This is a genomic window from Intrasporangium flavum (assembly GCF_001956915.1).
GTDB classification, from domain to species: Bacteria; Actinomycetota; Actinomycetes; order Actinomycetales; family Dermatophilaceae; genus Monashia; species Monashia flava.
The window spans coordinates 67,166-79,271 of sequence record NZ_MLJO01000024.1; the positions used below are offsets into that span (position 1 = coordinate 67,166).

Sequence of the window (12,106 nt, forward strand, 5' to 3'; positions counted from 1 at the left end):
GCGAGCATGATCACCGCCGTGCACAACCTCGTCTACTCCGACGACGCCGCAGCGACGCGGGCCTTCTTCCGCGACGTCCTCCGGTGGCCGTTCGTCACCGACGCCGCCACGAGCGCCGACGCCGCCGGCGCCGACGCGTGGCTCATCTTCGGGACCGGCCCGAGCGAGCTCGGCGTCCACCCGACCCGCGGCCCCGAGGGCTCCGGCTGGAGCGCTCCACGGCACCACGCGATCTCCCTCATGTGCGACGACCTCGCCGCCACGATGGCCGAGCTCGCCTCTCGCGGAGCACAGTTCACGACCGAGCCGGCCGATCATCGCTACGGCCTCGTCGTCATGATGGCCGTCCCCGGCGCCGACGACATCCAGCTGTACGAGCCGCGCCACACCACCGCCTACGACCGCTGAACCGCCTCCGCGGCACCGGCCGGTCGGGGTCAGGCGAGGGGCTTGGCGTACCAGATCTCGGCGTACGGGTCGTCGACGGTGAAGCAGGGCACCTCGGCGTAGCCGTGCCGTGTGTAGAGGGCCCGGGCCTCGACCAGGTCCAGACGCGTGTCGAGCCGGATCGAGGTGGCACCCAGGTCGCGGGCGGCGTCCTCGGCCGCGCTGAGGAGGCGCGCGGCCAGGCCGGAGCCCCGCGCCTCGGGCCGCACGAACATCCGCTTCAGCTCGCACACCGTGGCGTCGGGCCCACCGGCGGAACCGGCATCGACCAGGCGCACGCCCACGCACCCGCCGAGCCGGCCGGACCCGTCGGTGCTCCGGGCCACGAGGAAGGCGCCGGTCGGCGCTGCAAGGTCGCCACAGGGCATGGCCTGCCAGGCGGCCTCGATCTCCTCCGGGGTCGAGGTCCGGCCCTCGTGCAGGAGGAACCACCGGTCGGCGACGTCGACGAGGTAGTCGCGGAGCAGCGCCAGCGAGTCGGGCGCGCCGACGACGGCCGGCCCGACGACCCAGCCGCCGCCCGGCACGCGTAGAAGGTCCCGGGCAGGGGCCGTCACGCCACCGCCCCGAAGGCCGCGCGGGACTCCAGGGCCTCGCGCAGCTCGGCGTCGGCGTCGACGAGCGAACGACGCACCGCCGGCGTGAGGTCGTGGCGGTCGAGGGCGTCGGCGCTGAGGCGCGCGGTGTCCTCGGTGAACACCTTCGGGAAGGCCACGAGCACGACGCGCGACAGGGCGTCCTCACCGACCCAGCCCGACATCGCCGGGACGTCGGAGAAGTAGCGCGGCACGTAGTCGGCGACGAGGGCGTCGTCGGGCGCCATCCAGAAGCCGCGGGCCAGGTGCACCATCTCGTAGTTGGAGCGCCCGTGCCGCCCGGTCAGCTGCTCCCAGGCCCAGGCCTTGTCGTCGGCCCCGGGCAGGGACGCCCGGCACATGAGCGCGTTGAGGCCGCCCTGGAGCGTGTCGTCCTTGGCCCGGAACGCCTCGACGCCGGGCACGTCGAGCAGCCCGCGCGAGGCGAGGTTGCGCACGACGATCCAGCGGAAGTCACCGTCGTCGGACAGGCCCTCGGGCAGCTGGCTGCCGTCGGCCCAGGCCCGCAGCAGCGACTCGTCCTCGCTCGTGCCGGCGAGCAGCCGGGCCGCGGCCAGCGACTCGGTGGACCCGGCCGGAGCCCGGCCGAGCAGGGCCGTGGCCGCCGAGGCGAGCCGCCCGACCGCGGCCGCCTGGGCCGGTCGCGGCACGAAGAACGGCACGATGCGGTGCTCGGCGTAGGCCGCCATGCGCGTCAGGATCGAGGAGTTGGTCTCGTGCGGCCACGCGGCGTCGAAGACGTCGAGGAACGCATCGGGACCGACCGACGCGCCGTGCACGCCGTCGATGAGCGCCGACCACACGACAGCTCGGGCCTGCGCGTCGGGCACCTGGGCCAGCTGCTCGGGCAGCGCCTCGACGGTGGCGTCGGGCAGGCGCACGCGAGCCCACGTGAGGTCGGACGCGTTGGGCACGAGCACGGCCGGCGCCGAACTGCCGGCGAGGGCGTCGAGCGCGGTGCGCTCGGTCGTGACCGTGGTGGCGGCGCGCCCCACCTCGCGCCCGTCGGTCCACCCGACGACGTCGAAGGCGTGCGGGCGGTCGGCCGGGTGGGCGGCGGGAGACTCGCGCACGACGGTCGCCGACTCGACGACGCCACCATGCTCGTCGAGCTCGACGGAGATGGTGTCGCGGTCGGCGGTGAGCAGCCACCCCTTCGACCACGCGGTGAGGTCCTTGCCGCTCGCCCGCTCGATGGCGCCGAGGAAGTCCGACAGGGTGCCGTTGCCGAACGAGGTGTCGGTCAGGTAGGTGCGCACGCCGGCGATGAAGGCGTCGTCGCCGACGTAGGCGATGAGCTGGCGCAGCGCGGCCGCACCCTTGGCGTAGGAGATGCCGTCGAAGTTCTGCAGGGCGCTCTGCGCGTCGAGGGCCTCGACACCGGCCACCGGGTGGGTCGAGGGCGAGCGCTCGGCACCGTAGCCCCACACCTTGCGCACGATCGAGGAGTCGACCCAGGCGTCGGTGTACTCGGTGGCGTCGACGAGGCACCGGTGGGACATGTACTCGGCGAACGACTCGTTGAGCCAGAGGTCGTCCCACCACTTCATCGTCACGAGGTCGCCGAACCACATGTGCGACATCTCGTGGCTCACGGTGTTGGCGCGGGTCAGCAGCTCGTCGCGCGTCGCGGCCCCGCGGTACAGGTACTGGTCGCGGAAGGTGACGCACCCCGGGTTCTCCATGGCACCGGCGTTGAACTCGGGCACGAAGACCTGGTGGTACTCCCCGAAGGGGTACCGGATGCCGAAGAGGCCGTGGAAGTAGTCGAAGGAGCGACGCGTGACGTCGAGGATCTCCGGTGCGTGGCGCTCGAGCGGCTCGCGGAGGGAGGCCCGGGCGTGCACCCCGAGCGGGATGCCGTCGTACTCGTCGCGCACCGACACGTACGGTCCGGCGCACACCGTCACGAAGTAGGTGGCCAGCGGCTTCGTCGTGGCCAGCACCCAGGTGCCGGGCTCGACCTGCTCGGCCGCGCCGTTGCCGATGACGACCCAGTCGCGCGGCGCGCGGACCGTGACGTCGTAGGGGGCCTTGAGGTCGGGCTGGTCGAAGCAGGCGTAGACGCTGGGGGCGGCGTCGAGGAACAGGTGGCCGTAGACGTAGTCGAGGCCGTCGGCGGGGTCGGTGGCGCGGTGCAGGCCCTGGCCGTCGTGGCTGTACTGCATCGTCGCCACGACGACGAGCTCGTTGTCCTCGCCGAGCCCAGCCAGCTCGAGCCGGCCGTCGACAACGGAGTCCGGGTCGAGCGCGGCACCGTTGAGGGTCGCGGACTCGACGGAGCGCGCCTTGACGTCGACCCACGAGCCCGCACCGGGCGTCGAGCACGTGAAACGCACCGTGGAGCGCGAGCCGAAGACGTCGGGCCCCTGGTCGAGGTCGAGGTCGACCGTGTACGAGGTGACGGTGAGCCGTGAGGATCGCTCGCGGGCTTCGGCGAGGGTGAGACTGCGCATGGGAGCGAGCCTGCCAGATGGCGCGCCCCGGCGTCGCCGGGATACCCCGTCAGTGCTGGACCGGGCCGCCGGCCATCTGCTCGAGGCGCGCGATGCGGCGGTCCATCGGCGGGTGGGTGGCGAGGAACCGGGTGACGTCCTGGGCCCGGAACGGGTTGGCGATCATCATGTGGCTCGCGTTGACGATGTCCTGCTGCGGGGGCAGCGGGGCCCGCGCGACGCCGGTCTCGAGCTTGCGCAGGGCAGAGGCGAGGGCCAGCGGGTCGCCGGTCAGGGCGGCGCCGTCCTCGTCGGCGTCGTACTCGCGGGTGCGGCTGATCGCCATCTGGATGAGGACCGCGGCCAGCGGGGCCAGCAGGCTCATGACGAGGAGGGCGAAGGGGTTGGGGCGGTCGTCGTCGCTGCCCCCGCCGCCGAACATGCTCGTGAACATGAGCATCTGGCCGATCGAGGTGATGACGCCGGCGACGGCCGCCGCGACCGAGCTGGTGAGGATGTCGCGGTTGTAGACGTGCATGAGCTCGTGGCCGAGGACGCCCCGCAGCTCGCGCTCGTCGAGCAGCTGGAGGATGCCCTCGGTGCAGCACACCGCGGCGTTCTTGGGGTTGCGGCCGGTGGCGAAGGCGTTGGGAGCCTGCGTCGGCGAGATGTAGAGCCGCGGCATCGGCTTGCCCGCCCGCGTGGAGAGCTCGCGGACGATGCGGTGCATCGCGGGCGCCTGGGCCTCGGACACCGGGTAGGCGTGCATGGCGCGGATGGCCAGCTTGTCGGAGTTCCAGTATCCGTAGAACGTCGTCGCGACGCCGATGAGCGCGAAGACCCAGATGTAGCGGCCGCCGCCGACGAGGGCGCCGATCCCGAGCAACAGGGCCCAGATGCCGCCGAAGAGGGCGGCGGTCTTGAGCCCGTTGAAGTGGTTGTGCATGTCGGGTCAACGCGTGGAGCGGGGGCGCGGTTCCCCCGGCTGGGCGTTGGCTGGGAGGGAGGGTGACCGACACCACAACGGGTGACCATTCAACTACTACATGTCGTACTACGTTGCGTAGTAGTTTCGCAGTGTCAGGAACCGACCCGGGGACGATCCCCGGTCCTCACACCAGGAGACGCAACCATGCGCAAGACGCTCGACAGGCTCATCTCGTGGACCGGCCTCATCGTGGCCGCCGTCCTGCTCGTCGCCGGAGGCTTGATGACCTACGCGAGCAGCTTCATCGGCGACCAGGTCCAGCAGCAGCTGACCCAGCAGGACATCACGATGCCCGCCGCGACCGCCATCGCCGAGATGGCCCCGGCCGACCAGGCCGCCCTCGCTCCGTGGGCCGACGGCACGACGAAGATGACGACCGGTGAGCAGGCCAAGGCCTTCGCCGACCACTACATCCTCGTCCACATGAACGCCGCCTCGGACAACCGCACCTACGAGCAGGTCTCGGGCGAGTTCATGACCATGTCGAAGGACCCGGGCGCCGACCAGGCGAAGCTCGCCGAGCTCGGCCAGCTGCGCCAGACGCTCTTCATGGGCAACACCCTGCGCGGCCTCCTGCTCAACGCCTACGCCTTCGGCACCATGGGCACCGTCGCGGGCATCGCCGCCGTCGTGGCCTACGTCGGCGCGGGCCTGATCCTCGTGCTCAGCATCCTCGGCCTGCGGCACGCCCGGCGCGCCACCGACGCCGTGACCACCGCCCCGGCCGTCCGGGACGAGGCCCTCGCCCTGAGCTGACACCGCACGGGCACCCGACCCGACCCCGCCGCCTCGAGGAGCGGCGGGGTCGCTCGCGCTCTGGCCCAGGACCACCACCCGCCGCTCCCCTCACCACCTGCTCCGCCCAGCGGAGCAGCTGCCGGGAGCGACGGTCCACCCGCGCACTCCCTCACGCACTGCTCCGGTCAGCGGAGCAGTGCGTGAGGGAGTGCGGACACGAGCGAGCAGGGCGGACCTTCGGCGCGACCGACGTCGAGCGGTGCTGTCGCCGCATGGTGGATCGCCGCCCAGTGGACGTCCAGACGTCCCCCATCTGCCTGTGGACGGGCGGGCCACTGATCGCGTGCTCGGGCTCGGGTTGGGGACAGCACGGGCGCCACTCGGCCAACGCGTGCCACCGTCGATCACGTCGACTCGAGGGAGAGGAGGACCGATGGAGGACAGCTTCGACGTCGCCGGCTACGTCCGGCGGGTTCGTCGCGTCGCAGACCTGAGCCAGCGCGAGCTCGCGGCCGCGCTGGGCGTGTCTCGGGCGGCCGTGGGACGGATCGAGAGTGGTGAGACGACTCCGGGTGTCATCCTGCTGGTGGAGATCCTCCGGCTGGCCGGCCTGCGCCTCAAGATCGTCGATGTCTCGGGCGGCGAGGTGGCTCCGGTCCCGCGCGACGTGATTCGCGACCATGCCGACCGGCACTTCCCGAGCCATCTCGATGCTGTCGGCCCGAGCGACATGCCCCCTCACCGCGGGGCCAACCCGCGCAAGGGCAAGCCCGATGCTCGCGGTTGGTACACGCTGCGCGGAAGGCGCATCGAGCTGCGAGACCGCCGGGGCACCCAGCTCGACCACCCGACCGTCGCCGGTCTGCGGCGGGAACGGCGCGAGCGGATGGCCGTGCTCCGGGCCAAGATCGTCGAACGCTGGGGAGTGCGGCCCGAACCCGAGTGCACCTGCTTCGACGCCTGCTTCGAGGAGCTGTGCCTAGCCGAATGCCCCTGCCAGTGCGAGCCAGACCGGCGTCGGCCGCCGCGCGACGTTGCGGCCCGACAGACCGGAGCAGCCTCAGCGAGCCCTGCGGGGCCGCGCGACCTCGAGGTGCGGGTCAGCCCAGAAGACGCAGCAGGACGTCCGGCTGCACGCTGACGACGACGAGCACCGCCGCGGCGAGCACCAGCCCGGCGACGGCGACGCGGCCACCGCGTCGTCGGGGGACGCCGGGCACCGCGCCCGGCGCGTCCGGGGACGACACGACCGGACGCAGCCAGCGCAGGTACACCGCCACCCCGAGCACCGCGTTGGCCGCCGCGATGGCGGCCAGCCACACCCAGCCCTCGGCGACGACGGGCCGCAGCGCGACCACCTTGCCGACGAGGCCGATGATGCCCGGCGGCAGGCCGGCGAGCGAGGTCAGGGCCAGCGCGAGGGCGCCGGCACGCCACGGGCTCCGGCGCCAGAGGCCCTCGTAGCCGGCGAGGGTGCGGCCGTCGGCCGGTCGCTCGCGGACGGTGACGGCCACGACGGCGAAGGCGACGAGCGTGGCGAGGACGTAGGTGAGCAGGTAGGTCGCGCTCGCCCCGACGCCGAGGGCCGAGATGCTGACGAGCGGCAGCACGACCCAGCCGGCCTGCGCGACGGTCGACCACGCGAGCAGCCGCACGACGTCGTCCTGACGCAGGGCCAGCACGTTGCCGACGGTCATGCTCAGCGCGGCGAGCAGCGCGATCGACAGCAGCGCCGGCGTGCCGAGCACCGACACGGCGCGCAGGACGACGAGGAGCGCCGCGAGGGCGGCGATCTTGGAGACCGTGGCGAGGAAGGTGGCGATCGGCAGCGGCGCCCCGGCGTACGCCGTCGGCGTCCACGCGTGGAAGGGCACGAGCGAGAGCTTGAACCCGACGCCGGCGAGGACGAGCACCGTCGCCAGCGACACGACCCCCGCCGACACCGAGGGGAAGACGACCGACGTCGGGGCGCCCGTGGCCGCCTCGAAGGCCCCGCTCGTGGAGAGGGCGGCATCGGGCGTCAGGAACGGGCTGCCCGTGGCCGCGTACCAGAGGGCGACGCCGAGCGTCAGCAGCGCGAAGGACACGAGCGACATGACGAGCAGCTGCGTGGCGCCGGCCAGGGCCGAGCGGCGCCCGGAGAGGGCCACGAGGACGACGACCGGGAGCGTCGCGAGCTCGAGCGCGACGAGCCACGTGCCGACGTCGCGGCTCGCGGCCACGACGACGGTCGCGGCGAGGGCGGCGAGCAGCAGCACGACCTGCACCGGCTCGGAGGTCGGGCCGTGCACGCGGCCGCGCGGCCGCGGCCAGGCCAGCGTCACGCACACGAGGGCGGCCACCCCGGCGACGAGCTGGAGGGCGCCGGTCAGCGCGTCGGCCTCCCAGAAGCACGACGCGGGCAGCCCCTCGACCGTCGGCAGGGCCGAGCCCGACGGCGTTGCGAGGCACAGCGTGGACCGGGTGTCGCCGGACGCGAGACCGGGCACGGTGGCCACGGCGGTGCCGATCGAGGCCAGCGCCGCGATCGCCCACGGCAGCCTCCGCAGCGTCGGCACGACGAGGTCGGCGACGAGGACGAGCAGCGCCCCGCCCAGCGGCACGAGCGCCGGCAGGAGCACGGCGAGGTCGAGGCTCATCCCCTTCACGGCGCCACCCCCGTGCCGGTGAGCAGCCCGGACGCGGCGACGTCCGACAGCGACAGGAGCAGGTGCGGCGCGACGCCGAGCACGACGATGACGACGACGAGCGCGAGCATGACGCCCCAGCGGGCGCCCCGGGCGTCGGCGACGGCCTCCGCGGCGGGGCCGACGGCGGCCTCGCTCCCCTCCCCCGCCCACACGATGCGCGCGACGCGGAGCGAGTAGCCGGCCGCCAGGGCCAAGCCGACCGCGCCGAGCACGACACAGACGCGCAGCAGCACGACGGGGCGCCCCTCGGTCGGCGACCACGTGGCGTAGAGGGCGAGGAACTCACCCCAGAAGCTGATGAGGCCGGGCAGCCCCAGGGCGCCCGCCAGTCCGACGACGAGGACGCCTCCGAGGCGGGGAGCCTTGTCGCGCAGCGCAGCCCGGGCCACCCGGAGGTCGGCCGAGCCCCAGCGCTCCTTGAGCTCGCCGACGACGAGGAAGAGCAGCGCCGACACGACGCCGTGCGCGATGTTGCCGAACAGCGCGGCCTGCAGGCCGGTCTCGCTGCCCGAGGCGAGCGCCAGCGCGACGAAGCCCATGTGCGCCACCGAGCTGTAGGCGATGAGGCGCTTGAGGTCGCGCTCGACGAGGCAGGCCAGGCCTCCCCAGAGGATGCCGACGACGCCGAGGATCGCGAGCAGCGGCGCGAGCGCGGCGACGCCGGCCGGCACCGTGGCGACGACGAGGCGCACGATCCCGTACGTGCCCATCTTGAGCAGCACGGCCGCGAGCAGCACCGAGCCCGCGGTGGGGGCGATGGTGTGGGCCGACGGCAGCCACGTGTGCAGCGGCCACAGCGGCACCTTGATGCCGAGGCCGAGCAGGAGCACCGCCGCGATGGCGACCTGGAGCGGCCGGGCCAGTCCCTCGCCGTGCCGGGCCGCGAGGACCGCGAGGTCGGACGTGCCCTGGTGGTGCACGAGGAACAGGATCCCGACGAGCATGAGCGTGGAGCCCAGGACCGTGAAGAGGACGAACCGACCCGCGGCGTCGGCGCGCGTCTCGTCGGGCACGTGGTCGTCGCCGAACCGGCGGATCAGCACCCACATCGGCACGAGGACGACCTCGAAGGCGATGAAGAAGAGGATGGCGTCGCGCGCCAGGAACGTGCCGAGGGCGCCGGTCTCGACGAGGAGGATGCAGCCGAGGAACGTCGACCCCGTGCCGCCCCGCGGGATCGGACCGGACAGCGCGTGGGCGACGACGCCGACGGTGAGCAGGGCCGTGAGCAGCACGAGCGCGGCCGAGATGCCGTCGACGCCGAAGTGCCAGCGCACCCCGAGCGAGCGGATCCACGGCGCGTCGACCTCGGCCCCGGTGGCCACGACGACGACGGCGAGCACGGCGGTGACGACGGACGCCAGAAGGGCGATCCCCCGCTCGGCCCGCGACTCGCCGGGGATGGCGACGAGGGCGATGGCCGCGAGCAGCGGCAGGAGGAGCATCACGGTCAGCGCCATGCGGCCACCCCCAGGACGGCCACGGCGACGGCGCCGACGAGCAGGGCCACGAGGGCGGCCGACGGGACGCCACGGTGGGCGCGGTCGCCGGCGCGCCCGAGGCCGCGGACGACCGACGCGGCGGCCCGGGGGTAGGCGTCGACGACGTCGCGGTCGAGGGTCACGACGAGGCGGGCGGTGGCGGTGACGGCCCGCCCCACCCCGACGTAGGCGGCGTCGATCCCGAAGCCGCGGACCGCCTTGTCGCGCAGGCCGGCCGGCACGCGGTCGGCGACGTCGACGCGTCCCTGCCCGCTGAGCGACCAGACCGCGAAGGCGGCCCCGGCGACGAGCAGCACCGACAGCAGGGCGCTGAGCAGGCCCACGTGGATCCCTCCGCGCAGACCGGTGAGGAAGAGCGTGCCGACGACGGTCAGGGCCGCGAGGACCGAGACGACGAGGGCCGCGGACAGGGTGATCGGGGCGTGCCCGTGGGCGTGGACGCGCTCCACCTCGGCGTCGTCGGCGCTGTCGGCCACCGTGACGACGGCGACGTCCTCCTCGGCGACGACGACCTCGTCGGCCACCGGGCTGTCGGCGAGCTCGTCGGCCACCGGGGTGTCGAGGAGCAGCCAGGCGCGCGTGCAGTAGGCGGCGGTCAGCACGACGGTGGCGAAGAGCGCCACCACGACGACGGTGGCCCCGACGCCCTCACCCTCGATCGCGGCGTCGATGACGGTGTCCTTGGTGAAGAAGCCGATGAGGGGCGGCACGCCGGCGAGCGAGGCCAGGCCGATGCCGGTGGCCCACCGGAGTGCACCGGTGGGGCGCAGCCGGCCTCGCAGCGCGACGAGCGCCGTGGCCCCCGCGAGCACCGAGAGCCAGCCGGCGGCGAGGAAGAGCAGCGCCTTGAAGAACGCGTGGCCGATGAGGTGGGAGATGCCCGGCCCGGGACCGACGTCGTGCGGCGCGGCGGCGAGGGCCGACAGCATGATGGCGACCTGGCTCAGCGTCGAGTACGCGAGCATCCGCTTGAGGTCGGTCTGCACGAGCGCGAGCAGGGCCGCGTAGACCATCGTCACCGCGGTGAGGACGGCGAGGAACGTGCGGGCGCCGTCGTGCGCGGCGTAGAGCGAGAAGAGGCGCGCGATGACGTACGTGCCGGCCGCGACCATCGTCGCCGCGTGGATGAGCGCCGACGCCGGGGTCGGGCCCTCCATGGCGTCGGGGAGCCAGTCGTGGAACGGGACGAGTCCCGACTTGCCGGCGACGCCGACGGCAACCCCGACGAGGCCGATGGTCAGCGCCGTGGAGTGCCCGTTGGCGGAGATGACCGCGAGAAGGTCGGTGCTGCGGGCGCGGACGGCGAGCGCGACGATCCCGACGACCATGCCGATGTCGGCGACGCGCGTGACGAGGAAGGCCTTGTAGGCCGCGCGGCGTGCGGCGGGCCGCTCGCTGTCGTGGCCGATGAGCAGCCACGAGCACCAGCCCATGATCTCCCAGCCCACGAGGACGAGCACGAGGTCGGAGGCCTGGACGAGCAGGAGCATCCCCGCGGCGAAGAGCGAGACCGTCGCCGCGAAGCGGCCGTAGCGCGGGTCGTCGCGCAGGTACCAGACGGTGAAGACCTGGATCCCGAGCACGACGACGGCGACGACGAACGACACGAGCCCGGAGGTGCGGTCGGACAGCAGGTGCAGCGGCACCGAGAGGTCGCCGAGCGGCAGGCCGCCGAAGGTGTCGATGTCGGCGGTCCGCATCGAGGCGGCCCACTGCACGATCGCGAGCACGGTGACGGCGCTCGAGGCGCCGACCGCGACCGCGGCCGACAGCCGACGCTGCCGGTGCACCAGCAGCCCGGCGAGCGCTGCGAGCGCCGGCAGGGCCACGACCAGCCGCACGACCCAGCTCATGCGCGCACCTCCGGACCGGCGGCCGCCGGCTCGGGGGTCGCGTCCGTCCCACCCGACGCGCCAGGCACCCCGGACGCGTCGGGCGCCCCGGGCGCGTCGGCGTCCCCGGCGTCCCCGGCGTCCCCGGGCTCTTCGGCGTTGTCGGCGTCGTCGAGGTCGTCGGGGTCGGGGCCGTCGTCGAGGACGGGCACGCGGGTCAGGTCGACGTGCCCGGCGGTGCGGAAGAGCACGAGGACGACCGCCAGCGCGACGACGACCTCGGCCGCGGCGATGGTGATGACGAAGAGCGTCAGCACGGCTCCGGCGGCGAGGGGTGAGCCCGAGCGCGAGCCGGCCGTGACGAGAAGGAGGTTCGCGGCGTTGAGGACGAGCTCGACGCCGATGAGCACGAGCACGGCGTTGCGCCGGGCGAGGATGCCGAAGACGCCCGCGCCGGCCAGGACGGCGACGAGGAGCACGGGCAGCTCGAGGTGGATCACGACGCCGCCCCCGGGCCGGCCGCGCGGGCACGGGCGGCGTCGGCGGGGTGGACGGCGTCGACGCGGCCCCGGTGCAGCACGACGCGCGAGACCGCGAAGGCGCCGATGAGCGCGACGAGCAGGAGCACCGACAACAGCTCGAAGGGCCACACCCACGTGCCGAAGACGGCCTGGGCGATCCGCGGCGTGGCCGACGGGGCGTCGTCGAGCGAGGCGGTGGCACCCGAGAAGAGCGGCAGGAGCAGGGCGCCGAGCAGCGCGGTGGTCGCGGCCCCGAGGACCGCCCCGACGACGCGCTGCCAGGCCGGGGTGTCGATCTCGGAGTGCGGGCCGATCGGGGCGCGGGTCAGCATCAGCGCGAAGAGCACGAGGACGACG

At 73.8% G+C, this 12,106-nt stretch carries 11 protein-coding genes; 3 read left to right on the forward strand and 8 right to left on the reverse strand.

Annotated features, from left to right (window positions below):
• The first annotated feature begins 6 nt into the window (after positions 1–6).
• On the forward strand, positions 7–408 hold the full coding sequence (locus BIV28_RS17005; protein WP_076263720.1) for a VOC family protein: 402 nt from the start codon (positions 7–9) through the stop codon (positions 406–408).
• A gap of 29 nt (positions 409–437) precedes the next feature.
• On the opposite strand, the gene BIV28_RS17010 is transcribed toward BIV28_RS17005, so the two are convergent.
• From BIV28_RS17010 to htpX, 3 genes are read right to left on the reverse strand one after another with little or no spacing between them, the layout of a single operon-like run.
• Complete coding sequence (locus tag BIV28_RS17010; protein WP_242653105.1) at positions 438–1,004, reverse strand: GNAT family N-acetyltransferase; 567 nt, start codon at positions 1,002–1,004, stop codon at positions 438–440.
• Positions 1,001–3,499 carry an aminopeptidase N gene (pepN, locus tag BIV28_RS17015; protein ID WP_076263722.1) on the reverse strand — a complete coding sequence of 833 codons (2,499 nt, stop codon included), beginning with the start codon at positions 3,497–3,499 and terminating at the stop codon, positions 1,001–1,003. The genes BIV28_RS17010 and pepN overlap by 4 nt, the downstream gene beginning before the upstream one ends.
• Before the next feature lie 49 nt (positions 3,500–3,548).
• On the reverse strand, positions 3,549–4,424 hold the full coding sequence (gene htpX, locus BIV28_RS17020; protein WP_076263723.1) for a zinc metalloprotease HtpX: 876 nt from the start codon (positions 4,422–4,424) through the stop codon (positions 3,549–3,551).
• A 186-nt stretch (positions 4,425–4,610) separates the two neighbouring features.
• Here htpX and BIV28_RS17025 point away from each other — a divergent pair, with 186 nt between their 5' ends.
• Entirely contained in the window at positions 4,611–5,222 is a 612-nt protein-coding gene (locus BIV28_RS17025) for a hypothetical protein (RefSeq protein ID WP_076263724.1), read from the forward strand.
• 415 nt (positions 5,223–5,637) lie between these two features.
• Complete coding sequence (locus BIV28_RS17030) at positions 5,638–6,345, forward strand: helix-turn-helix transcriptional regulator (protein ID WP_076263725.1); 708 nt, start codon at positions 5,638–5,640, stop codon at positions 6,343–6,345.
• Here BIV28_RS17030 and BIV28_RS17035 read toward each other — a convergent pair.
• The 5 genes from BIV28_RS17035 to BIV28_RS17055 form a co-directional block, all read right to left on the reverse strand.
• Positions 6,305–7,843, reverse strand: a complete 1,539-nt coding sequence (locus BIV28_RS17035) for a proton-conducting transporter transmembrane domain-containing protein (protein ID WP_076263726.1) — start codon at positions 7,841–7,843, stop codon at positions 6,305–6,307. The genes BIV28_RS17030 and BIV28_RS17035 overlap by 41 nt on opposite strands.
• 5 nt (positions 7,844–7,848) lie before the next feature.
• On the reverse strand, positions 7,849–9,354 hold the full coding sequence (locus BIV28_RS17040; RefSeq protein ID WP_076263727.1) for a complex I subunit 4 family protein: 1,506 nt from the start codon (positions 9,352–9,354) through the stop codon (positions 7,849–7,851).
• Entirely contained in the window at positions 9,345–11,249 is a 1,905-nt protein-coding gene (locus BIV28_RS17045; RefSeq protein WP_076263728.1) for an NADH-quinone oxidoreductase subunit 5 family protein, read from the reverse strand. Before BIV28_RS17045 ends, BIV28_RS17040 begins: the two co-directional genes overlap by 10 nt.
• Entirely contained in the window at positions 11,246–11,728 is a 483-nt protein-coding gene (gene nuoK, locus BIV28_RS20495) for an NADH-quinone oxidoreductase subunit NuoK (protein WP_083707452.1), read from the reverse strand. The genes BIV28_RS17045 and nuoK overlap by 4 nt, the downstream gene beginning before the upstream one ends.
• On the reverse strand, positions 11,725–12,106 hold a 382-nt coding region (locus BIV28_RS17055; protein WP_207556059.1), incomplete at its 5' end, for an NADH-quinone oxidoreductase subunit J. The genes BIV28_RS17055 and nuoK, both read right to left, overlap by 4 nt.

What these genes read in the sequence shown, in the direction of transcription:
- BIV28_RS17035 (WP_076263726.1), bottom strand. Translation starts at nt 7,843, where the DNA reads ATGAGCCTCGACCTCGCCGTGCTCCTGCCGGCGCTCGTGCCGCTGGGC.
- BIV28_RS17025 (WP_076263724.1), top strand. Translation starts at nt 4,611, where the DNA reads ATGCGCAAGACGCTCGACAGGCTCATCTCGTGGACCGGCCTCATCGTG.
- BIV28_RS17005 (WP_076263720.1), top strand. Translation starts at nt 7, where the DNA reads ATGATCACCGCCGTGCACAACCTCGTCTACTCCGACGACGCCGCAGCG.
- BIV28_RS17040 (WP_076263727.1), bottom strand. Translation starts at nt 9,354, where the DNA reads ATGGCGCTGACCGTGATGCTCCTCCTGCCGCTGCTCGCGGCCATCGCC.
- BIV28_RS17030 (WP_076263725.1), top strand. Translation starts at nt 5,638, where the DNA reads ATGGAGGACAGCTTCGACGTCGCCGGCTACGTCCGGCGGGTTCGTCGC.
- BIV28_RS17045 (WP_076263728.1), bottom strand. Translation starts at nt 11,249, where the DNA reads ATGAGCTGGGTCGTGCGGCTGGTCGTGGCCCTGCCGGCGCTCGCAGCG.
- pepN (WP_076263722.1), bottom strand. Translation starts at nt 3,499, where the DNA reads ATGCGCAGTCTCACCCTCGCCGAAGCCCGCGAGCGATCCTCACGGCTC.
- htpX (WP_076263723.1), bottom strand. Translation starts at nt 4,424, where the DNA reads ATGCACAACCACTTCAACGGGCTCAAGACCGCCGCCCTCTTCGGCGGC.